Source organism: Micromonospora fulviviridis, from assembly GCF_014648395.1.
Classification (GTDB): Bacteria; Actinomycetota; Actinomycetes; order Mycobacteriales; family Micromonosporaceae; genus Micromonospora; species Micromonospora fulviviridis.
Map to the genome: position 1 here is coordinate 279976 of NZ_BMRA01000008.1, position 21403 is coordinate 301378.

Here is a 21403-nt window from a genome sequence, read left to right on the forward strand (position 1 = left end):
GCAACGCACACCTCGCACCCTCACCGTAGGCGGGATCACCGACAGTCGCCGGGCTCCCGAGCCGCACGCCGGCGGACCAGCAGCACGGCGGCGCCCGGCAGGCTGGCCACCAGGACCAGCGCCCCGTAGACCGTGCCGGTGGCGACGCCCTGCGCGGCGGTCAGGCCGGCCGCGGCGAACGCCCAGGCGGCCACCCCCTCGCGCGGCCCGAAACCGCCCACGTTCACCGGCAGCCCCATGGCAAGCAGGGCCAGCAGGGTCAGCGGCACCAACCGGGACAGCGGCGCGTCGGCGCCCGCGGTGCGCGCCGCCACCACGAAGGTGGCCAGGTGGCCGGCGACCACGACGGCCGAGGCCGCCACCACGCCGAGCCAGGTGCGCCGGGCGAGCAGCCCGGCCCGGACGTCGGCGACGGCGGTGCGCACCGCCCGGGCCCAGCGGGACGCCCCGGAGCGGGGCACGGCCCGGGCCAGCAGCGCCAGCGCCAGCGCGACCGCGGCCAGCCCGGCGGCCACCGCCGGCAGGTACGGCCGGACCGGGGACGGCAGCGCCGCCAGCACGGCCACCGCGATGACCAGCTGCACCACCTGTCCGGCGGCGCGCTCCCAGACCACGGCGCGGACGCCCCGGGCCACGTCCCCGGCGTCCCGGCCGTGCCGGACCGCCCGGTGCACGTCGCCAAGCACCCCGCCGGGCAGGGTGGAGTTGAGGAAGACCGCCCGGTAGCAGTGCGCGACCGCGGCCCGCAGCGGCAGCCGTACGCCCAGCCCGCCGGCGACCAGCGACCAGCGCCAGGCGCAGCAGACCGTGGTGACCGCGCCGATGCCGAGCGCGGCGGCGAGCGCCGGCGCGTCGATCAGCCGCAGCCCGGCCAGGAACGGGCCGGTGCCCACCGACCAGACCAGCGCCGCGAGCACGGCGAGGCCGGCGAGCGGGCGGGCCCAGGTCCAGAACGACCGGGGCGGCGCGGGCGCGGCGGCCGGGACGGGCCCGGCGACGGCGGCGTGTGACAAGAGCGGTCCTCCCTCGGTCCACCCGTTGTCACGTACGAGCGGCCGCTACGGTTCATCCGGCGAGCAGGTCGGCGTGCTCCAGCACCACCCGCAGCCGGCCGTCGGCCACCTCGGCGAGCCGCCGCTCCCGGTACGCGTCGACCACCCCGGCCAGCTCCGGCCGCTCCTCGACGGCCGCGTCGAGCCAGCCGACCAGCCACTCCGCGGTCAGCGCGGCGTACTCCGGGCCGAGGCGCCACGGGCTGGGCCGGACCGCCACCTCGACGCCCCGGCGGCGGAAGGCCGCCACGGTGGCGTCCACGGCGTCCGGGCCGAGCAGGGCGCGCCCGCCGGCCGTACGCCGCTGGTGGGCGTTGAACGCGGCCTCGAACTCGGCGTCGAGCGGGTCGGCGGGGGTGAACCGCACCCGGCCAACCACGGTGATCGCGAAGAGGGTGAGGTGGCCGGCGCAGGCCGCCACCGTCCGCTCGACCTCCTCGGCGGTGAGCATGTCCAGCAGCGCCGAGGCGGTGACGAGGTGGGCGTCGGCCAGGTCGGCGGCACCCAACCGGGTGATGTCGGAGCCCCGGACCAGCACGGTGACCGGGCTGCCGTCGGCGGCCACGACCGGCTCGGCGGCGGCCCGGGCGCGCAGGTCGGGGTCCCGCTCGTGCAGCACCCAGCACTGCGGGCCGGGCAGCCGCGGGGCGAGCCATCGGGCCATCGACCCGGTGCCGCTGCCCAGGTCGTGCACGACGAGCGGGCGGTCGGGGGGCAGCCGGCGGCGGACCGCGTCGAGCAGCTCGGCGGAGCGGGCGGCCGCGTCGGCGGGTTCGCGCCGCCGCAGCCAGTCCGCGAAGTCGGGGGGTAGCAGTGAGGTGGTCATGCCGCCGTGGCCTCCTTGAGGGCTGCCGCCAGCCGGTGCGCGGTGACCGGCCAGCCGGTGAGGGTGTCCCGCCGCTGCCGGGCGGCGCGGCGCAGCCGGTCCCGCAGGTCCGGGTCGGTGAGCCAGCGGCGGAGCGCGCCGGCCAGCGCGGCCGGGTCCGCCGGGGGGACCAGCAGGCCGGGCCGCTCGCCGTCCGGGCCGCGACCGAGCGTCCCGGGCAGGCCGCCGGTGTCGCTGGCCAGCACCGGTACGCCCCGCGCGAGCGCCTCGGTGACCACCATCCCGTAGGTCTCCCGGCGGGACGGCAGCACCAGCAGGTCGGCGGCCGCGTACGCGGCGGCCAGGTCGGCGCCGGTGCGCGGGCCGGCCAGCCGGACACGGTCGACGAGGCCGGTGTCGGCGAGCTGCCGGCGCAGCCGCGCCACGAAGTCCGGGTCGCGGGTGAGCGGGCCGACCAGGTCGCAGGTCCAGGGCAGGTCGGCGACCCGTGCGAGGGCGGCGGCGAGCACGTCGTGCCCCTTGAGCGGGGTGACCGCCGCGACGCAGAGCAGCCGGGCGCCGGCCGGCGAGCCGGGCGTGACCGGCGCCGGGTCCACCCCGGGCGGGGCGACCGTCACCCGGTCGGCGGCGAGCGGGTAGCGATCGAGCAGCCGGCGGCGGGTCCACTCGCTGGTGGTGACCACGGCGGTCGCGGCGGCCAGCGCGCGGGCCTCGACGTCGTCCTCCAGCGGCAGGTGCACCAGCACGACGAGGCGCAGCCGCCGGGCGTGCGGGGCCAGCACCTCCGGCACGGTCGAGGCGACCAGCCCGTCGAGCAGCACGGTCGCGCCGTCGGGCAGCGCGGCGAGCACGCCGGCCAGCGCAGCCCGGTCCGCCGCACCCGGGTTCGGCCAGCCGCCCGGCACCGGGTGTTCCCGCACGGTCCAGCCGAGCGCGGCCAGCTCGTGGCAGGCCCGGCGGTCGTACCCGTTGCCGCCGCTGGGGCTCGCCGGGTCGTCGATGTCGCCCGGCAGCACCACGTGCACGACGGTCATCCGGTCACAGCGACCGCTCGTAGCTGGCCCAGGCGACGTGCGACTCGTGCAGGGTGACCGTGATCCCGGCCAGGCCGCGCGCCCCCTCGCCGAGCCGCCCGGCGTGCACCGCCTCGGCCAGCCGGTCGGCCACCGACCGGGCCAGCACCTCGGTGGTGGTGTTCACCCCGGCGAAGTCCGGCTCGTCGTCCAGGTTGCGGTAGGTGAGCGCGCCGAGCACGGCCTTGAGCTGCTCGGTGGCCAGCCCGATGTCGACCACGATCCCGTCGGCGTCCAGCTCCGGCCGGCGGAAGGTGGCGTCGACGACGAAGGTCGCGCCGTGCAGCCGCTGGGCCGGACCGAACACCTCGCCGCGGAAGCTGTGGGCGACCATCATGTGGTCGCGGACGGTGACGCTGAACATGGTCACTCCTCGTCGTAGGTGATGAGGTGGCAGAGCGCGGGGAGGCGGCCCGAGGCGAGCCGGTCCAGCACGTCGGGCAGGTCGGCGAAGCGGGACCGGCCGGTGATCAGCGCGTCGAACGCCGGGTCGGCGAGCAGGTCCAGGGCCAGCGCCAGCCGGTCGGCGTAGCTCCGGTCGGCGCGCCGGGGCGACACGGTGCCGACCTGGCTGCTACGGATGCCGAGCCGTTTCGAGTGGAACGCCCCGCCCAGGGCGAGGGTGACCGGCCGGTCGCCGTACCAGCTCAGCTCCAGCACGGTGCGTTCCGGGCGGAGCAGCTCCAGGGCGCGTTGCAGCCCCTCTGCGGTGGCGCTGGCGTGCACCACGAGGTCCCGGTCGCCGGCGGCGTCGGCGGGCAGCGCGAAGTCGACGCCGAGCGCCGCGGCCACCCCGGCCCGGGCCGGGTCGGCGTCGACCAGCTCGACGCGCACCCCCGGGAAGCGGGCCAGCACGGCGGCCACGCAGCACCCGACCATGCCACCGCCGACCACGGTGACCCGGTCGCCGACCAGCGGCGCGGCGTCCCAGAGCGCGTTCACCGCGGTCTCCACGGTCCCGGCCAGCACCGCGCGGGCCGCCGGCACCCGATCGGGTACGACCACCACGGCGCCGGCCGGCACCACGTACGCGGTCTGGTGCGGGTGCAGGCAGAAGACGGTACGCCCGCGCAGCTCCGCCGGCCCCTCCTCGACGGTGCCGACACTCAGGTAGCCGTACTTCACCGGGGCCGGGAAGTCGCCCTCCTGGAACGGGGCGCGCATCGAGGCGTGCTGGTCGGCGGGGACCCGACCGGTGAAGACCAGGGTCTCGGTGCCCCGGCTGACGCCGGAGTAGCGGGCGCGGACCAGCACCTCGCCGGGGCCGGGCGGGGCGAGCGCGACCGGGCGGAGCTCACCCTCGCCTGGGGCGCGGAGCCAGAAGGCGCGGGCCTCACCGGTCACGAAATCTCCTCTTTTCCGCATCCGGACCGAACCGGACGGCCGAATTTCCCGTGATGACTGGCAGGGTTGTCGATCATAGACACGGAGGCAGGGTGTCCACCGTTCGAAATGGCCCGTTGGTCGGGCTGATCGTGCAGTTCGTCCTGCTGGCCGCGCTCGCCGGCACGGTGGGCGTCGGCGTGGCGGGCTGGCTCGCCGGCCTGGCGTACGCCGGGGTGCTCTGCGGGCTGCTCCGGCGCGGCCTGCGGGCGGCCGGCGCGGAGCGGCTCGGGCCGGCCGACCGGGTGACGCTGGCCCGGGCGCTGCTGGTCGGCGGGGTGCTCGCCCTGGTCGTGGACGGCGGGCCGGCGCCGGTGGCCGTGCTGGTCCCGCTCACCGTGGTGGCGCTGGCGCTGGACGCGGTGGACGGCCAGGTGGCCCGGCGCACCGGCACGGTGAGCGCGTTGGGCGCCCGCTTCGACATGGAGGTCGACTCGTTCCTGCTCCTGGTGCTCAGCGTCCACCTGGCCCCGTCGGTCGGGGCCTGGGTGCTGGTCATCGGCGGGATGCGGTACGCCTTCGTGGCGGCGGCCTGGCCGCTGCCCTGGATGCGCGGCACGCTGCCGCCCCGGTACTGGCGCAAGGTGGTGGCGGCGGCGCAGGGCGTGGTGCTCGCGGCGGCCGCGAGCGGGCTGCTGCCGCCGGCGGCGACCGTGGCGCTGGTCGCGGGCGCGCTGGCCCTGCTGGTCGAGTCGTTCGGCCGCGACGTGGCCTGGCTGTGGCGGCACCGCCCGGCCGCCCCGGCGGCCCGGCCCACCCCGGCCGTCGCGCTCGTCCCGGCGGTCGGGCCCGCCGTGCCCGGCGTGACCGCGCTCCCCGTGCTGGGCATCGGGCCCGCCGCGACCGCACTCCCCGCGCTGGGCGTCACGTCCGGCACGGGCGCCGTCCCGTCCTGGTCCGCCGGCACCGGCCCGGCGGACCTCCCCGCCCACGTGGCCGGACCCGCCCCGGCCGGTGCGGTCCGGCGCGCGACCGTCGGCGCGAACGGTCCGGCCGGCGCGCGACCGCTGGACCCGCCCGCGCGTCCGGTGCCCGTGGCCGTCCGGATCGTCGCCCACCAGCCGGTCTGACCCCTCCCCCTCGACGAAGGACGCCGCCGTGTCACTGCGTATCCGTCTCCACCGGCCGGCCGCCACCGACCCGGACCGCCCGGACCCGGCGGGCGACGCCGCGCCGCCGACGGCGCGGTCGCGTACCCGTCGGGTCGCCGCCGGGGTCCTCACCGGGCTGGCCGCGCTGCTGGTGGTGGCGGCGCTGGTCGCGCCGGACCGGCTGGCCGAGGTCGGGCCCGGCGCCGTGCTGCGGATCCCGGTGGAGGCCCTGGTCGCGGCGGCGCTGCTGCTCGTCCTGCCGGCCCGGGCCCGCCGGCCGGTCGCCGTGGCGCTCGGTCTCGTGCTGGGTCTGCTGGCCGTGGTCAAGCTGCTGGACACGGGCTTCCGGGTGGCCCGGGACCGGCCCTTCGACGTGCTGCTCGACTGGGGGCTGTTCGACGACGGCTTCGGCTACCTGACCGACTCGGTCGGCCGGGCCGGCGCCGTCGCCGCGGCGGTCGGGGTGGTGCTGCTCGTGGTCGGCCTGCCGGTGCTGGTGGCGCTCGCCGTGCGGCGGCTGGACCGGCTCCTGGCGCGGCACCGCACCGGGGCCGTCCGCGTGGTCGCCGCGCTGGCCGTGCTCTGGCTGGGCTGCGCCCTGTTCGGGGTGCGCCTGGCCGCCGGCGTGCCGGTCGCCGACCGGACGACGTCCGGCCTGGTCGCGGCGCACGTCGGCCAGGTCCGGGCCGGCCTGCGCGACCGCGCCGCGTTCGCCGGGGAGATGACGGCCGACGCGTACCGGGACGTGCCGGGCGACCGGCTGCTGACCGGGCTGCGCGGCAAGGACGTGCTGGTCACATTCGTGGAGAGCTACGGACGGGACGCGGTGGAGGACCCCGCGCTGGCGCCGGGCGTGAACGAGGTCCTGGACGACGGCTACCGGCGGCTGCGCGTGGCCGGCTTCGACGCCCGCAGCGGCTTCCTCACCTCGCCCACCTTCGGCGGCGGCAGCTGGCTGGCCCACGCCACCCTGCTCTCCGGCCTGTGGATCGACAACGACCAGCGCCACCGGGACCTGCTGGCCGGGGACCGGCTCACCCTCAACGGCGCGTTCCACCGGGCCGGCTGGCAGACCGTCGGGGTGCTGCCCGCCGCCACCCAGCCCTGGCCGGAGGGGAAGTTCTTCGGCTACGACCGGTACTACGACGCGGAGCGGCTGGCCTACCAGGGCCCGAAGTTCAGCTACGCGCCCATGCCGGACCAGTACACCCTGGCCACCTTCCAGCGGCTGGAGCGGGACCGGCCGCACGCCCCGCTCATGGCGGAGATCCCGCTGGTCTCCAGCCACTCCCCCTGGTCGGCGATCCCGAAGCCGGTGCCCTGGGACGCGGTGGGTGACGGCAGCATCTTCCACACCGAGTCCACCAGCACGGGCGGCAGCCGGGACGTGGTGCAGCGGGACGCCGCCCAGGTCCGCGACGACTACCGGCACTCCATCGAGTACAGCCTCGGCACGCTCGTGTCGTACGTGCTGACCTACGGCGGGGACGACCTCGTGCTGGTCTTCCTGGGCGACCACCAGCCGACGTCCTCGGTGACCGGCGAGGGCGCCGGCCGGGACGTGCCGATCACCATCGTGGCGAAGGATCCGGCCGTGCTGGACCGGGTCGCCGGCTGGGGCTGGCAGGACGGGCTGCGCCCCGGCCCGCAGGCCCCGGTGTGGCGGATGGACACCTTCCGGGACCGCTTCCTCGTCGCCTTCTCCCCCACCCACTGAGCCGACCCGACGGACCGGGGACGCGGCACGCGGGCCGCGTCCCCGACGGGCTCAGGCCGCCCGGCGCCGGCCCCGGGCCGTCCGGCCGGTGGTCTCCCGGAACCCGGCGCGCCGCGCGCCGCCCCGCGCCAGCCGCATCGCCCGCCGCGCGTTGACCATCGGCTCGCACGGCGCGCTCCGCCCGGCGCAGAGCAGGCTGGGACAGCGTCCCGTGGCGTCGGGCTGGTGGGCGGCGGCCACGTCGTACGCGGCCCGCCACAGCAGCGGATCGGTGACGTCGTCCGGCAGGACGGCGTCCTGACTGGACCGGAATGGTGTCGTGTCGGGCACCCCGCTCCCCCCTTCGTGGTGGCTCCCCTGTTCAGTGACCGGGTGGCCCGGGATCAAACCTCCCACCGGGGACGGTGGGCCGGCCAGCGGCGTGCGTCACGCCGGATACGCGCGGGTCTCCGCGGCCTTGACCGCCGCCCAGACCGGCTGGCCCGGGCGCAGCCCGAGGTGGGCCGCCGCGGCGGGGGTGACGTCGGCGGCCACGGCGACCGGCCCGGCGAGCTGGACCCGCAGGTTGTCCCCGTGCCGCTGCACCCCGGTCACGGTGGCCGGCCAGACGTTGCGCGGGCTGCCGTCGGGGCGGGTCGGGTGCAGCGCGACGGCGGCCGGCGGGAAGGCGACGAACGCGTCCCCGCGTACGGTGTCCGCCGTGGTGAGGGTGAGCCCGCCGACCGTGACGGCGTGCCCGTCGGCGTGCCCGCGGTGCAGGTTGAGCCCGACCAGCCGGGCCACGTAGTCGGTACGGGGGCGGGCCGTGACGGTCGCCGCGTCGCCCTCCTGGACCACCCGCCCCTGCTCGACGATGACCAGCCGGTCGGCGAGCACCAGGGCGTCCAGGGGGTCGTGGGTGACCAGCAGGGTGGCGCCGGGGTGCGCGCCGAGGTGCCGCTGGAGTTCGGCGCGGGTGTCGAGCCGGGTCCGGGCGTCGAGCGCGGCGAGCGGCTCGTCGAGCAGCAGCAGGGTGGGCTCGACGGCGAGCGCGCGGGCCAGCGCGACCCGCTGGGCCTGCCCGCCGGAGAGCTGGCGCGGCTTGTGCCGGGCCTGCCCGCCCAGGCCGACCCGGTCCAGCCAGCCCCGCGCCCGGGCCCGGGCGGCCCGCCGGTCGGCGCCCCGCCGGCGCGGCCCGAACGCCACGTTGTCCAGCGCGCTGAGGTGCGGGAAGAGCAGGTAGTCCTGGAACACCACGCCGACCGGGCGCCGCTCGGGCGGGGTCCACACCCGCCGGTCGGGGCGGTCGAGGTCGACGCCGTCGAGGGTGAGGTGCCCGGCGCTGAGCGGGTGCAGCCCGGCGAGGGCCCGTAGGGCGGTGGTCTTGCCGGCCCCGTTCGGGCCGAGCAGCGCCACCACCTCCCCGGCCCCGATGCGCAGCCGCGCGTCGAGGTGGAAGGCGCCCCGGTCGGCGACCAGGTGCGCGTCGAGCAGGGGCGGGGCGGTCACGTCACACCGACCCAGCGGTCGCGCAGCCCGGCCAGGATGGCCACGGAGACGGTGAGCAGGACGAGACTGAGCACGATGGCGGCCTGCACGTCGGTCTCCAGGGCCAGGTAGACGGCGAGCGGCATGGTCTGGGTCCGTCCCGGATAGTTGCCGGCGAAGGTGATGGTGGCGCCGAACTCGCCGAGCGCGCGGGCCCAGCAGAGCACCGCGCCGGCCGCCACCCCGGGGGCGACCAGCGGCAGGGTGACCCGGGTGAAGGTGGTCCAGCGCCCGGCGCCGAGGGTGGCCGCCGCCTCCTCGTAGCGGGCGTCGGCGCCGCGCAGGGCGCCCTCGACGGCGATCACCAGGAAGGGCATGGCGACGAACGCCTCGGCCAGCACCACCCCGGCGGTGGTGAACGGCAGGGTCACCCCGAAGGTGGCGTCCAGCCACGACCCGAGCAGCCCGCGCCGGCCGAAGACCAGCAGCAGCGCCACCCCGCCGACCACCGGCGGCAGCACGAGCGGCACGGTGACCAGCGCGCGGACCAGCCGCCGGCCCGGGAACTCGACCCGGGCCAGCAGCCAGGCCAGGGGTACGCCGAGCGCGACGCAGAGCAGCGTGGCGGCCGTGGCGGTCTCCAGGGACAGCCGCAGCGCGGTGAGCACGCCGGGCTGGGCCAGCCGCCGGGGCAGCGTGGTCCAGGGCGTCCGCACCAGCAACCCGGCCAGCGGCAGGACGAGGAAGAGCAGCCCGAGACCGGCGGGGAGCAGCAGGGGCAGCGGCACCCGCTGCCGGCGGCGCGCGGGTCGGGTCACCGGCTCGGCGGGGCCTGGAACCCGGCCGCGGTGAGCACGGCCAGGCCGGCGTCGGAGCGGACGTGGTCGACGAAGGCGCGGGCGCCGTCCGGGTTGCCGGCGTGCTTCAGCACCACGATCGGGTAGTCGTTGACCGTCCGGGCGGACTCGGGGAACTCGACGGCGGCCAGCCCGTCGGCGGCGCGCACGTCGGTGCGGTAGACCAGCGCCGCGTCGACCTCGCCGAGCTTCACCTTGGCCAGCGCGCCCTTGACGTCCTGCTCCAGGGTGGCCGGGGTGAGCCGCACGCCGGCCGCGTCGAGGGCGGATCTCGCTGCCGCGCCGCACGGCACCTGCTCGGCGCAGAGCGCCACCTTCACCCCGGGGCGGGCCAGGTCGGCCAGGCCACCGACGCGGTCGGGGTTGCCCTCGGGCACGGCGACGACGAGCTGGTTGCGGACCAGGACGGCCGGCGCCCCGGCGGCGTCACCCGCGTCGGTGACGGTCTTCATGGTGGCCGGCGAGGCGGCCGCGAACACGTCGGCCGGCGCGCCCTGGGTGATCTGGGTGGCGAGCGCCGAGCTGCCGGCGAAGTTGAGGACGACCCGGGTGCCGGGGTGTGCGGACTCGAAGTCCCTGCCGAGCTGCGTGAAGGTCTCGGTGAGCGAGGCGGCGGCGAACACGGTCACCGTGCCGCCCGTGTCGGCGCTCGACCCGTCGCCCGCGCCGCCGCAGGCGGTCAGGGACAGGCTCAGCGCGGCCGCCCCGGCCAGGACGGCGCGGATCCACCGTACGGTCACGGGTTGGTCCTTCCCTTCGGCGCGGGCGCGCGCTCCACCACGACGGTGGTGGACTTGATCACGGCGACGGCGACCGAGCCGACCTGGAGGTCGAGGTCGTCGACCGCCTCGCGGCTCATCAGCGACACGATCCGGAACGGCCCGGCCTGGATGTCGACCTGGGCCATCACGGTGTCCTTGACGACGGCGGTCACGATGCCGCGCAGCCGGTTGCGGGCCGAGGAGAGCTCGGGGTGGCCCGGGGCGCGGACGAACGCGGCTAGGTCGGCCCCGTCGAGCACCCGGTGGCCGTGCTCGTCGCGGGTGGCGGGCAGGCGCCCGGCGTCGATCCAGCGGCGGACCGTGTCCGCGCTGACCCCGAGCAGTTCGGCGGCCTCGCCGATCCGGAACACGGTCACGACGGCCACCCTAGCGGCCCGCAGGTGCGGGTGTGAAGCGGCCCAGCCCCTCGCATCCGCCAGGAGCGAGGGGCCGGGCCGGTCGTAGCTGCGGCGCGTCAGTCTGCCGGGGCGAGCTGGACCCGGCGGAGCAGCTGGGCGTTGAGCGCCACCACGATGGTGGAGGCGGACATCAGCACCGCGGCCACCGCCGGACTGAGCGCGACCCCCGCCCAGGCCAGCACGCCGGCCGCGAGCGGGATGGCCACCACGTTGTAGCCGGCCGCCCAGGCCAGGTTCTGCCGCATCTTCCGGTACGACGCCCGGGACAGCCGGATCACGCCGGTGACCCCGCGCGGATCGGAGCTGGCCAGCACCACCCCGGCGGACTCGATCGCCACGTCGGTGCCGGCGCCGATGGCCACGCCCACGTCGGCGCGGGCGAGGGCCGGGGCGTCGTTGACCCCGTCGCCGACCATCGCCACGGTCAGCCCGCGGGACTGGAGTTCGGTGACGGCCTTGTCCTTGTCGGCCGGGAGGACCTCGGCGAAGACCTCGTCCACGCCGGGGCGGAAGCCCAGGTCGGCGGCGACCGCCTCGGCCACCGGCCGGGCGTCCCCGGTGATCATGACGATCTTCTTCACCCCCTGCTCGCGCAGTTCGGCGATGGCCGCGCGCGCCTCCGGACGGACCTCGTCCTCCAGGGCGAACGCGCCGACCACCTCCGGGTGGCCGCCTTCGGGAAGCCGGACCAGGTGCAGCACCCCGGCGCCCCGCCGGGACCAGCCCTCGGCCGCCCGGGCCAGCTCGGCGGGGACGTCGGCGCCCAACTCACGCAGCAGAGCCGGGCCGCCCACCGCCCAGTCGGCGCCGTCCACCGTGGCGCGTACGCCCCGGCCGGTCAGCGAGCGGAAGTCCCGGGCCGCCGCCCGCAGGCCCCGGTCCTGGGCGGCGGTGACCAGCGCCCGGGCGAGCGGGTGCTCGCTGTCCGCCTCGACCGCGCCGGCGAGGCGCAGCGCGCCGTCGGAGTCCAGCCCGCCCGTGGCGGCCACCCCGGTGAGGGTGTGCCGCCCCTTGGTGAGGGTGCCGGTCTTGTCGAACAGCACCGCGTCGACGGTGCGCATCCGCTCCAGGGCCAGCCGGTCCTTCACCAGGATGCCGGCGCGGGCGGAGAGCGCCGTGGAGAGCGCCACGACGAGCGGGATGGCCAGCCCGAGGGCGTGCGGGCAGGCGATCACCAGCACCGTCACGGTCCGGATCACGGCCTGGTCGGTGTTGCCGAGCACCAGCCAGGCCACGAACGTGGCCAGGCCGGCGAGGGCCGCCACGTAGAACAGCAGCGCCGCGAACCGGTCGGCGAGCACCTGGGCGCGTCCGCCGGACGCCTGCGCCTGGGCGACGAGGCGGCCGATGCCCGCGAGCGCGGTGTCCTCGCCCACGGCGTCGACGCGTACCCGCAGAGCCGAGTCGGTGGCCACCGTGCCGGCGACCACCCGGTCCCCGACGGCGCGCGGCACCGGCCGCGACTCCCCCGTGATCATCGACTCGTCCAGTTCCGCGGCGCCGTCGACGATCCGGCCGTCGGCGGGCACCCGGCCGCCGGAGCGCACCAGCACCAGGTCATCGACCCGCAGGTCGACCACCGGCACCCGGTGCACGGCACCGGACTCGTCGAGGCGTTCGGCGTCGTCGGGCAGCAGCGCGGCGAGCGCCGCCAGGGCGCCCTGCGCCTGCCCGATCGCCTTCATCTCCTGCCAGTGACCGAGCAGCATGATCGTCACCAGGGCGGCCAGCTCCCACCAGAAGTCCAGGTCGAACAGGCCGAGGCTGGTGGCCACCGAGGCCGCGTAGGCGACGGTTATCGCCATCGAGATGAGCAGCATCATGCCGGGCGCCCGGTCGCGCACCTCGCGGACGCCGCCGACCAGGAACGGCCAGCCGCCGTACCAGAAGACGACCGTGCCCAGGACCGGGCCGACCCAGCGGACGCCCGGGAAGTCCAGCGAGTAGCCGAGCCAGTCCATGACCATGTGGCTGGTCAGCACGATCGGCACGGTCAACGCCAGGCTGAGCCAGAACTTGCGGCGAAACTGCTCGGGGTCGTGCCCGGCGTGCTTGTCGTGCCCGGCGTGCCGGTCGTGGCCCGCGTTTTGGTCGTGCCCCGCGTGCTGGTCGTGGCCCGCGCCGTGGTGCCCGTGTTCGTGTTCCATCGAACTCCACCTCCGCCGCCACCATATACCCCTAGGGGGTATATGCCAACTCGCCGGCCCACCCGGCCGGTGGCCGGACACGCGAGGGGCCTCCGGGTTAGCCTCGGGGCACGGCCGGCCCGGGGAGCGAGATGGACGAGCAGAACACCCAGACGGTGCTGCCGGCGGCGTTCTTCGGGCACGGCAACCCGATGAACGCGCTGGAGGTCAACCGCTACACCGCCGCCTGGCGGGAGTTCGGCCGGTCGGTGCCCCGGCCCCGGGCCATCCTGGTGGTCTCCGCCCACTGGTACATCGGCGCCACCGCGGTCACCGCCATGCCCCGCCCGCGCACCATCCACGACTTCTACGGCTTCCCGCGGCAACTCTTCGACGTGCGCTACCCGGCGCCCGGGCTCCCGGAGCTGGCCGAGGAGGTCAGCGACGTGGTGCACCCCACCTGGGTCGGCGCCGACCTGGACTCCTGGGGCATCGACCACGGCACCTGGTCGGTGCTGACCCACGCGTTCCCCGACGCCGACATCCCGGTGGTGCAGCTGAGCATCAACGCGTTCAAGCCGTTCGACTACCACCTCGACCTGGGCGCCCGGCTCGCCCCGCTGCGCGAGCGCGGCGTGCTGGTAATCGCCAGCGGCAACGTGGTGCACAACCTGGGCGGGGTCGACCCGCGGCTGGCCGACGAGGGCTTCGACTGGGCGCGCCGCTTCGACGACGCCGCCCGGGAGACGGTCCAGGACGCGCCGACCGAGGCGGCCCGGCTGGACGGGCACCGGGACTTCGACCTCGCCGTGCCGACCCCGGACCACTTCATCCCGCTGCTCTACCTGGCCGGGCTGGCCGGCGCCGCCGGGGACCGCCCCGACGTGCTGGTCGACGGGTACGCGTACGGGTCGCTGTCGATGACCGCGTACACCCTCGGGCTGCGCTGCCGGGGCGAGCAGCCGCCCGGCGGCGCACCGTCGCTGCCGGGCGGGGTGCCGGCGGACTCCGCCAACATCTGACCCCGGTTCAGTCCCGGTCGTAGACGGTGACCGGGATGTCCCGGGCGCAGAGGGCGCGGACCACCAGCGGCTCGATCCGGTCCCAGGTGCCACCGGCCAGTCCACAGCCGATGCGGGGCATGTGCACCGACGCGCCCAGCTCGTCGACCCGATCGGCCAGGGCGGACAGGCATCGCTCGACCGCGTCGTAGCGGATCGGCGGCCCGGCGCTGCCCCGCCGCATCCCGCGCTGGCCGACCATGTTGGCCACCCACACGTCCGGCGCGACCCGCACCAGGCGGGTGGCGCCGAGCCCGAAGTCGTTGCCGGCCCGGTGCCGGTGCCACTCCCGGTAGTCGCGCTCCGGCTCCGGCCAGCGGCGGGAGACCGCCAGCACGAAGCCCTTGCCCCAACCGCCCAGGTCGTTGCAGACGTGCGCGATCACCTTGCGGCCCTTGGCCTGCGGGCTGGTCGCGTCGCCCTTGATGATCCGGAGCGGTGTCACGGCCACCATCCTGCCCGGCCGGTACGACACCTCAGCGCTCCGGTCGGGCCCCCACGCTGGAGCCGCCGACCGGCTCCTTGCCCTGCCACGGCCAGCGGCCATCCAGCTCCACCTCCAGCGAGAAGCTGAGGAACGTCCGGACCAGCACGATCAGCGCCAGCACCCCGACGCTGGTGAAGGTGGGCGACACCGCCACGGTCCGGATGATGTCCCCGCCGACCAGGAACTCCAGGCCGAGCAGGATGGCCCGGCCGACCCCCTGGCGGTACGCCCGGTAGTGGTCGACGACCTGCCGGGTGCGCCACCAGCGCAGCCCGAAGACGACCGTGGCGACCGCGACGCCGACCGCGATGACCAGCACCCCGGCCAGGTCCAGCAACGTGCCGATGTGCTGGATGATCTCCTTCGTCGGCACCCGACACCCCCGTACCGCCGGCGGCACCCCGCGACGGCAACGCGCGGGCCGTCCGCAGCACCACCCTGTCGCATCGCCGCTGGGGGCGGGTGGCTTTCGCCCGAGCCCGCCCGGACGGCGGGCCTCGCCGGCATTCGCCTACCCCGGCCCGCCGCCGCGCCTAGGGTGGAAATCGGACCGGACCGTCCCGCCACCGGCGGGTGGTCACCGACGGCACCTGGCGAGGAGCGGACGTGACGCAGCCGGAAGAGGACCAGGAGAAGAGCAAGAAGACCGACGACGTGCTGTACTCCGCGGACGGGGATCCCCACCACAACCTGGCGCAGGCGCCGCAGCCCGACGAGCACCTGCCCGCCCGGTTCCAGCACGACGGCGAGACGGAGACCGTCGGCGACGAGTGAGCCTCGCGCTCAGGCTTCCGGCGACCCGCCGGTCCGGGCCGCCGGGACCTCGGCGGCGGCCGGCGCGGGCGCCGGCAACTGGCGGTCGTGCAGGCGGCTGAGCAGCGCCAGCGAGGTGGTCGCGCCGACCAGCGCCAGGAACATGTCCCACTGGGTGTCCCAGACGTCGCCCTGGGTGGCGAGGAAGTCGTCGGCCGCCGACCCGCCGGCCAGCGCCGCCCACCACTCGATCATCTCGAACAGGGCGCTGAACGCCAGGCAGGCGCAGACCACCAGCGGGGCGAGCCAGCGGCTGCCGCGCAGCGGCGACCGGCGGACCAGGATCTCGCGGACCAGGATCGCCGGCACGAAGCCCTGGGCGAAGTGGCCCAGCCGGTCGTACGGATTGCGGGACAGGTGGAACACCTCCCGCGCCCAGTCGCCGACCGGCGTGCGCGCGTAGCTGTAGTGGCCGCCCACCACGAGGATCAGCGCGTGCGCGGCGAGCAGGCAGCAAAGCAGCGTGGTCAGCGGGAACCGGCGCCAGGTGAGCAGCACCAGCGGGACGCCGACGAGCACCCAGACGGTCTCCAGCAGCCAGGTCAGCCGGTCGTACGGCCGGATGCCGGAGGCCACCAGGGCGGCGAGGACCAGGAACAGCAGCGCCGGTGGGACGAATCTGCGTGCTCGGGACACCGCGACCGCCTGTCCGCGTCTCACCCGGTGCGGCCCGGCGCCGTCCGGAGAGGCTGACGATAGCGGGCGGCGGGGGCGCCCTCCGACGCCCCCGCCGCGCGGCTCAGTCCTCGGCCTGCCAGCGGTAGAACACCGTGGCCACCGAGTCCTGCGGGCCGTGCCACTCCTCCGGCCGGTACGGGCTGACGTAGGGGGCGAGGTCCTGCATCACCTTCGCGAAGACCGGCTTCTCGTCGTGGTTGTTCCGGGTCGCCTCGGCGGCCGAGGTCTCCTGTTCGAGCAGGTGGACGTAGACGTCGTCGATCGAGTAGAGCCAGCGCCCCGTGACGCCCAGCTCCCTCGGGAGCGAGCCCGCGTCGGACTCGGCGAAGACCCGGGCCACGTCCGGTTCGGCGCCGGGCTTGATCCGCCCGACGATCACGGTCAGCGTGGTGTCCGCGGGCGGCTCCCCCTCCGGCGCCCAGTGGTAGAACTCCTTGGCCACCGAGTCGGACGGGTTCTTCCAGTACCTCGGGTACGGCGTCACGTACGGGCCGATGGCCTCGGCGATCTTCTGGAACGCGGGCAGCCCCCGGGTCTGGCCCGAGATCCGCGGGTCCTGCTCGCGCTCGATGACGTGGATGTAGAGGTCGTGGTGGGACAGCAGGATGCGCCCGATGACGCCGAGGTCCTGCGGCCGGGTGGCCCGGTCGTAGTGGCCGAAGACGTCTCCGACGATCTTGTCGCTGCCGGGAACCATGTGGCAGACGATCACGTTCCGGAAGACCATGGCTGCTCCTTGGTGGATTCGAGTGGGCGGGCTTCAGGCTCAGGCGGCGAAGGTGATCGGCAGTTCCAGCAGGCCGCGGAACGGCGACGCGGCCGGCAGCCGCCGGACCTCGGCGAGGGGTACCCCGAGCCGCAGGCCGGGCAGCCGGCGCAGCAGCGCGGAGAGCGCGATCTGCGCCTCCATCCGGGCCAGCGAGACGCCGAGGCAGTAGTGCACGCCGTGCCCGAAGCCGAGGTGCGGGCCGCGGACCCGGCGCAGGTCCAGCCGGTCCGGGTCGGCGAAGTGGGCGGGGTCGTGGTTCGCCGCGTTGATCGCCACGCCGACGATCGAGCCGCGCGGGATGCACACCCCCTCGTACTCGACGTCCTCGGTGGCGATCCGCGGGCTGGCCACCGGCAACGGGCCGTCGAACCGGAGCAGCTCCTCGATCGCCGCGGGCAGCAGTTGGGGCGTGGCGCGCAGCAGCTCCAACTGCTCGGGGTGGGTGAGCAGGGCCAGCACCGCGTTGCCGAGGAAGTCCGCGGTGGTCTGGTGCCCGGCGAACACCAGCAGGAACGTGGTGGTGACCAGCTCCGCCTCGGAGAGCGTCCCGTCGCGGTCAACCGCGTCGATGAGCGCCCCGATGATGTCGTCGGCCGGGTCGTCGCGCTTGGCGCGTACCAGGTTCGCGAAGTAGTGGTGCAGCCGCAGCTGGGCCTCCTGCACGGCCGCCCGCTCCTCCTGCGGCGGCCGGCGGGTCGAGCCGGAGGTGCGGATCACCTGGGTCCAGTCCAGCACCCGGTCGTGGTCGGCCGGCGGCACCCCGAGCAGCTCGCAGATGACCGTCATGGGCAGCGGGATGGCGAAGTCGTGCATCAGCTCGGCCTGGCCCTGCGGGAGCATCTTGTCGATCAGCTGGTCGACGATCTGCGCCACCCGCGGCCGCAGCGCCTCGATCCGCCGGGGCGCGAACGCCTGGGACACCACCCGGCGCAGCCGGGTGTGCTCCGGCGGGTCCGAGTTGAGCATGTTGCGGTTCAGGCCCTCCGAGTTCGGGCCGAAGATCCGCAGGTAGTGCTGCTCGGGACCGTAGAGGTCCTTGGACAGCCGCGGGTCGGTCAGCGCCGCCCGGGCGTCGTCGAAGCGGGTGATCAGCCAGGAGTCGAAGCGCGGGGAGCTGACCGGGCACACCGGACGGTCGGTGCGCAGCCGGGCGAAGGTCGGATAGGGGTCGGCGGCGAACCCGTCGGTGTAGAGCTCGCCCGCCGGCACGGCGTCCTCGGTCATCGGTCCTCCTCGGGGGCGCCGCCCACGCTGTGCAGCACCTGGTAGGTGTGCCGCTGCGCGGACTCGCGCAGCTCGCGAATCATGCGCAGGAGCCGGTCCCGGTGCTCGCTGCGGCCGAAGGCGTCCAGCCGCTCGCGGTCCGCCCAGTCGCTGATGATCAGGTAGCTGCGCGGGTCGTCGGCGTCGCGGACCAGGTCCTGGTGCAGGCAGCCGTCCAGGGTGCGGATCTCCTCGGCCGCGGTGCGCCACTCGGCCTCGAAGCGCTCCTCGCAGCCCTCGCGGGTCCGCATCGCGAGGACGGTGCGCACCCGGGTCACCGGGCACCCCCGAACACCAGGTGCAGGTGCTTGCGGAGCGCGTCGGGGTCGACCGGCTGGCTGCGGAAGCCGACGTGCCCGTCCGGGCGGATCAGGTACAGCCCGGTCCCGGTCAGCCCGTACGTGGCGCGGAACCGGCCGTCGGCGTCGCACAGCACCGGCGGGTCGAGCAGCCGCGGCTCGCCGGCGTCCGGGCTGAGCAGCAGGTACGCGTCGACCTCCCCGGCCGTCTGCCGCCGTACGTCGGCGCAGAGGTCGGCGATCCCGCGCAGCACCGCCTCGTCGGCCGACGCGTCGGCGTAGAGCAGCAGCGTGTGCCGGGTGCCGCGGGTCAGGTCCCGCAGCCGCAGCGGGTGGCCGACGCCGCGCCGGAGCAGCCCGTCCACGTCGGGGGCCCGGTCGCCGGGGCGGGGGGCCTCGCGCAGCGCGTCCGGATCGGACAGGCACTCGCCGACCAGCGGGCTGCTCGCGTAGCTGAGCAGCATCGACATCTCCTGGAGGAACTGCCGCTTCAGGTCCTCGCGGTCCAGCTCGTCGGTGAACGCCATCCGCACGGCGCGGCCGACGATCTCCTCGCCCTCCGGCCGCCGCTCGGTCTCGTAGCTGTCCAGCAGGCCGGGCGCGGCGAGCCCGCGGACCGCCAGGCCCAGCTTCCAGGCCAGGTTCCAGGCGTCCTGGATCCCGGTGTTCATGCCCTGGCCGCCGGCCGGCGGGTGCAGGTGGGCCGCGTCGCCGACCACGAAAACCCGGCCCTCGCGGTAGCGGTCCACGATGCCGTGACTGATCCGGAACACCGACGACCAGCGCAGGTTCGACGCGCGGGTGCCGGGCGGAGCGAGGTGGTCGAGGGCGGCCTGGACGTCGGCCAGGGCCGGCGCGCCCAGCTCCGCGCTGAACCCGGGCGGGGCGTCCTGCCCGCCGGTCTGCGCGAAGAACCGGGGCGGGGCCAGGGTGGCGACCCGGTACCGGCGCTCGCCGCGCAGCGGGACGCAGACCAGCATGCCGTCCATCCGGCCGTCGGTCTCGTGCAGGAACCGCAGCAGGTGACCGTCGGGCATGTCCCAGTCCACGTCGACGTCGCCGAGCATGAACAGCTGCGGGAACCGGCCCAGCCCGCCGGTGAAGGTCAGCCCCAGCAGTTCCCGGACCCGGCTGTGCGCGCCGTCGCAGCCGACCAGGTACTGCGCGCGGACCGTCTCGGTGCCGCCGTCGGCCGTGCTGACCGTGGCCGTCACGCCGTCGTCGTCCTGGGTGAAGTCGACCAGCTCGGCGCCGCGCTGCGGGCGTACCCCGAGGGTGGCCAGCCGGGCGGTGAGGATGCGCTCGGTCTCGTACTGGGGCAGGCCGAGGTGCGCGTACGGCAGGCCGGGCAACTCCCAGCTCATCCGGTGGGTCTCCACCCCGTTGACGAAGACCATGTTGCCGGTCAGCCAGATGCCGGCGTCCATGGCTTCCCGGACGACGCCCTGCTCCTCCCAGATCTCCATGGTGCGGCAGTGCACGCCGATCGCCTTGTCGGCCTGCCCGGCCGGGGTGGCCAGCTTGTCGATCACCCGGCACCCGATGCCGCGCCGGGCCAGCTCGACGGCGACGGTCAGCCCGGTGGGCCCCGCCCCGACGACGAGTACGTCCGTTTCCCTGTGCACGTCGGCCTCCCTGCCCGTGGTGGGTTGTCGCCTGCCGTCCTCGTCGGGCACGACGTGGAACAGGCGGCGCCGGATGTCGAGAAGGAACGGCGCGATCGGCCCGGCCTGCGCGGAGGCGTGGGCCGGGTCGGCGATCCAGCGGAGGAACTCCGCGGCGCTGTTCCACTCGGCGAAGATGTGGTGCACGTCCGACCCGGGTTCGCGCAGCAACTGCTCGCGCCGGTACCCGGGTATCCCGGCCATCCGCGCCCTGACCTCGGGGTAGCCCCGGTGGAACTCGGCGAGCCGGGGCGCCGGCACGGTGAGCTCCACGTCCACGTAGACCGTCGAGTCGCCCGTACCGTTCTCCCGCAGCACCGGGTAGTCGGCCGGGCCTTCCGGCTCGGTCAGCGGCCGGACCAGCTCGGCCAGCCGGGCGGCCACCGGCCCGTCCCGGTACGCGCGCAGCGCCGCCTCGTCGGCCCACTCGGTCACGACGACGAACCCGCGCGGGTCCAGAGCGTCAAGCAGCAGCTCGTGCCGGAGATTGCCGGCCAGCCCGCCGATCCGCCCCGCGACCGTGCGCCACGCGGACCGCACGGCGGGCTCGCAGCCCTGACGCGCGCGCATCCGGAGCATCGTCCTGATCATGAGGTCCCCTTCGACGGCCTGCGGGAGACGGTGGGGCTGTCGCGTCCGGTGCCACCCGGGCCACCACGTCGTCGCGCTGCGACCCTGCCGGAGGTCGCGTCAACCCGCCGTCACCGGCGACCCCCGCGACGTCCCCGCCCGGTGACGCCCCGGGGACGGGACGCCGCTACGAGGCGGCTCGCCGTTATTGCAAAACCTTGGCAACAAGCCTCGACAGGCCACCCCTCCGGTAACTATCGTCAGCGCCATGACTCCTTACGGACTGGACGCGCGGGCATGGCAGGAGAGCTGGGACCGGCAGCAGGAGGCGTACCTGCCGGACCGCGAACACCGCTTCGCCGCGCTGCTCGACGCCGCCGAGGCCGTGGCCGGCGACCGGCCCCCGCGCCTGCTCGACCTCGCCGGAGGCACCGGCTCGATCAGCCTGCGGGCGCTCGCCCGCCGGCCCGACGCCGAGGTCACCGTGCTCGACCTGGACCCGGTCCTGCTCACCCTCGCCGAGGCGTCCCTCGCCGGCCGCGCCACCGTGGTCACCGCCGACCTCAACCAGACCGACTGGGCGCGGGCGCTCCCCCACCGCGACTACGACGCGGTGCTCACCGCCACCGCCCTGCACTGGCTGGACGGGCCCCGCCTGGCCGCTCTCTACCGCGAGCTCCGTGACGTGCTGCGGCCGGGCGGGGTGTTCGTCAACGCCGACCACATGCCCGACGACGCGCTGCCCACGCTCACCACCCGGCTCGCCGAGCGGGCCCGGGCCGGCCGGCACGCCCGCCACCGCGCGGGCGCCGCGCTGTCCTGGGCGGACTGGTGGGCGCAGGCCGCCGCCGACCCGGTGCTCGGGCCGCTGGTCGAGAAGCGGCAGCAGATCTACCCGACCGGGCACAGCCCCGAGTGGACCCCGCCGGCGGCCTGGCACCTCGACGCCCTGCGCACGGCCGGCTTCGCCGAGGTCGGCGTGCTCTGGCGCGGGGCCGCCGACGCCGCCGTGGCCGCCGTACGCTGA

Annotated in this window: 22 protein-coding genes and 1 pseudogene; 5 read left to right on the plus strand and 18 right to left on the minus strand. The window is 75.9% G+C overall.

Features of this window, described 5'->3' with window-relative positions; genetic code table 11:
• Nucleotides 1-35 precede the first annotated feature (35 nt).
• Genes IEY96_RS22420 through IEY96_RS22440 form a run of 5 tightly spaced genes read right to left on the minus strand, consistent with a single transcriptional unit; the run spans nucleotide 36 to nucleotide 4295 of the window.
• Entirely contained in the window at nucleotides 36-1013 is a 978-nt protein-coding gene (locus tag IEY96_RS22420; protein WP_189196768.1) for a lysylphosphatidylglycerol synthase domain-containing protein, read from the minus strand.
• A 52-nt stretch (nucleotides 1014-1065) separates the two neighbouring features.
• On the minus strand, nucleotides 1066-1878 hold the full coding sequence (locus IEY96_RS22425) for a class I SAM-dependent methyltransferase (RefSeq protein ID WP_189196769.1): 813 nt from the start codon (nucleotides 1876-1878) through the stop codon (nucleotides 1066-1068).
• Nucleotides 1875-2912: a glycosyltransferase family 4 protein gene (locus IEY96_RS22430; RefSeq protein ID WP_189196770.1), complete on the minus strand. Its 1038-nt coding sequence runs from the start codon at nucleotides 2910-2912 to the stop codon at nucleotides 1875-1877. Before IEY96_RS22430 ends, IEY96_RS22425 begins: the two co-directional genes overlap by 4 nt.
• A 4-nt stretch (nucleotides 2913-2916) precedes the next feature.
• On the minus strand, nucleotides 2917-3315 hold the full coding sequence (locus IEY96_RS22435) for a 6-pyruvoyl trahydropterin synthase family protein (RefSeq protein ID WP_189196771.1): 399 nt from the start codon (nucleotides 3313-3315) through the stop codon (nucleotides 2917-2919).
• A gap of 2 nt (nucleotides 3316-3317) precedes the next feature.
• The gene (locus tag IEY96_RS22440) at nucleotides 3318-4295 is read right to left on the minus strand and encodes a zinc-dependent alcohol dehydrogenase (protein WP_189196772.1); all 978 of its coding nucleotides are present in this window, start codon (nucleotides 4293-4295) and stop codon (nucleotides 3318-3320) included.
• Between the two features lie 53 nt (nucleotides 4296-4348).
• Here IEY96_RS22440 and IEY96_RS22445 point away from each other — a divergent pair.
• Nucleotides 4349-5122, plus strand: a pseudogene (locus tag IEY96_RS22445) (CDP-alcohol phosphatidyltransferase family protein); the annotation flags it as partial.
• A gap of 310 nt (nucleotides 5123-5432) precedes the next feature.
• Nucleotides 5433-7142: an alkaline phosphatase family protein gene (locus tag IEY96_RS22450; RefSeq protein WP_189196774.1), complete on the plus strand. Its 1710-nt coding sequence runs from the start codon at nucleotides 5433-5435 to the stop codon at nucleotides 7140-7142.
• 51 nt (nucleotides 7143-7193) lie between these two features.
• Here IEY96_RS22450 and IEY96_RS22455 read toward each other — a convergent pair whose 3' ends face one another.
• The 6 genes from IEY96_RS22455 to IEY96_RS22480 all read right to left on the minus strand — a co-directional run bounded on the left by IEY96_RS22455 (nucleotide 7194) and on the right by IEY96_RS22480 (nucleotide 12793).
• Nucleotides 7194-7472: a hypothetical protein gene (locus IEY96_RS22455; RefSeq protein ID WP_189196775.1), complete on the minus strand. Its 279-nt coding sequence runs from the start codon at nucleotides 7470-7472 to the stop codon at nucleotides 7194-7196.
• Nucleotides 7473-7568: 96 nt separating this feature from the next.
• Nucleotides 7569-8630 (minus strand): ABC transporter ATP-binding protein, encoded by a 1062-nt coding sequence (locus tag IEY96_RS22460; protein WP_373293626.1) that lies wholly within the window; start codon nucleotides 8628-8630, stop codon nucleotides 7569-7571.
• Nucleotides 8627-9427 carry an ABC transporter permease gene (locus IEY96_RS22465; protein ID WP_189196776.1) on the minus strand — a complete coding sequence of 267 codons (801 nt, stop codon included), beginning with the start codon at nucleotides 9425-9427 and terminating at the stop codon, nucleotides 8627-8629. The genes IEY96_RS22460 and IEY96_RS22465 overlap by 4 nt, the downstream gene beginning before the upstream one ends.
• Nucleotides 9424-10206, minus strand: coding sequence for a molybdate ABC transporter substrate-binding protein (gene modA / locus IEY96_RS22470; RefSeq protein ID WP_189196777.1), 783 nt, complete (start codon nucleotides 10204-10206; stop codon nucleotides 9424-9426). The genes IEY96_RS22465 and modA overlap by 4 nt, the downstream gene beginning before the upstream one ends.
• Complete coding sequence (locus IEY96_RS22475; protein ID WP_091259071.1) at nucleotides 10203-10604, minus strand: TOBE domain-containing protein; 402 nt, start codon at nucleotides 10602-10604, stop codon at nucleotides 10203-10205. The genes modA and IEY96_RS22475 overlap by 4 nt, the downstream gene beginning before the upstream one ends.
• A gap of 98 nt (nucleotides 10605-10702) precedes the next feature.
• Nucleotides 10703-12793, minus strand: coding sequence for a heavy metal translocating P-type ATPase (locus IEY96_RS22480; RefSeq protein WP_189196778.1), 2091 nt, complete (start codon nucleotides 12791-12793; stop codon nucleotides 10703-10705).
• 131 nt (nucleotides 12794-12924) lie between these two features.
• Here IEY96_RS22480 and ygiD point away from each other — a divergent pair, with 131 nt between their 5' ends.
• On the plus strand, nucleotides 12925-13794 hold the full coding sequence (gene ygiD / locus IEY96_RS22485) for a 4,5-DOPA-extradiol-dioxygenase (protein WP_189196779.1): 870 nt from the start codon (nucleotides 12925-12927) through the stop codon (nucleotides 13792-13794).
• A gap of 7 nt (nucleotides 13795-13801) precedes the next feature.
• Here the strand turns inward: ygiD and IEY96_RS22490 are convergent, their stop codons facing one another.
• A complete protein-coding gene (locus IEY96_RS22490; RefSeq protein ID WP_229791794.1) occupies nucleotides 13802-14287 on the minus strand; it encodes a macro domain-containing protein in 486 nt (161 codons plus the stop codon).
• A 22-nt stretch (nucleotides 14288-14309) separates the two neighbouring features.
• A complete protein-coding gene (locus IEY96_RS22495; RefSeq protein WP_189196781.1) occupies nucleotides 14310-14693 on the minus strand; it encodes a DUF1622 domain-containing protein in 384 nt (127 codons plus the stop codon).
• A 233-nt stretch (nucleotides 14694-14926) separates the two neighbouring features.
• Here IEY96_RS22495 and IEY96_RS22500 point away from each other — a divergent pair, with 233 nt between their 5' ends.
• Entirely contained in the window at nucleotides 14927-15094 is a 168-nt protein-coding gene (locus tag IEY96_RS22500) for a hypothetical protein (protein ID WP_187399457.1), read from the plus strand.
• Between the two features lie 9 nt (nucleotides 15095-15103).
• Here IEY96_RS22500 and IEY96_RS22505 read toward each other — a convergent pair whose 3' ends face one another.
• The 5 genes from IEY96_RS22505 to IEY96_RS22525 all read right to left on the minus strand — a co-directional run bounded on the left by IEY96_RS22505 (nucleotide 15104) and on the right by IEY96_RS22525 (nucleotide 20397).
• Complete coding sequence (locus IEY96_RS22505) at nucleotides 15104-15769, minus strand: DUF2238 domain-containing protein (RefSeq protein WP_189196782.1); 666 nt, start codon at nucleotides 15767-15769, stop codon at nucleotides 15104-15106.
• A 103-nt stretch (nucleotides 15770-15872) separates the two neighbouring features.
• A complete protein-coding gene (locus IEY96_RS22510) occupies nucleotides 15873-16538 on the minus strand; it encodes a TcmI family type II polyketide cyclase (RefSeq protein ID WP_189196783.1) in 666 nt (221 codons plus the stop codon).
• A gap of 39 nt (nucleotides 16539-16577) precedes the next feature.
• Nucleotides 16578-17804: a cytochrome P450 family protein gene (locus IEY96_RS22515; RefSeq protein ID WP_189196784.1), complete on the minus strand. Its 1227-nt coding sequence runs from the start codon at nucleotides 17802-17804 to the stop codon at nucleotides 16578-16580.
• On the minus strand, nucleotides 17801-18094 hold the full coding sequence (locus tag IEY96_RS22520) for a putative quinol monooxygenase (RefSeq protein ID WP_229791795.1): 294 nt from the start codon (nucleotides 18092-18094) through the stop codon (nucleotides 17801-17803). Before IEY96_RS22520 ends, IEY96_RS22515 begins: the two co-directional genes overlap by 4 nt.
• A 23-nt stretch (nucleotides 18095-18117) precedes the next feature.
• Nucleotides 18118-20397: an FAD-dependent monooxygenase gene (locus tag IEY96_RS22525; protein WP_189196786.1), complete on the minus strand. Its 2280-nt coding sequence runs from the start codon at nucleotides 20395-20397 to the stop codon at nucleotides 18118-18120.
• Between the two features lie 247 nt (nucleotides 20398-20644).
• Between IEY96_RS22525 and IEY96_RS22530 the strand changes: the two genes are divergently transcribed.
• Nucleotides 20645-21403 (plus strand): class I SAM-dependent methyltransferase, encoded by a 759-nt coding sequence (locus IEY96_RS22530; protein ID WP_189196787.1) that lies wholly within the window; start codon nucleotides 20645-20647, stop codon nucleotides 21401-21403.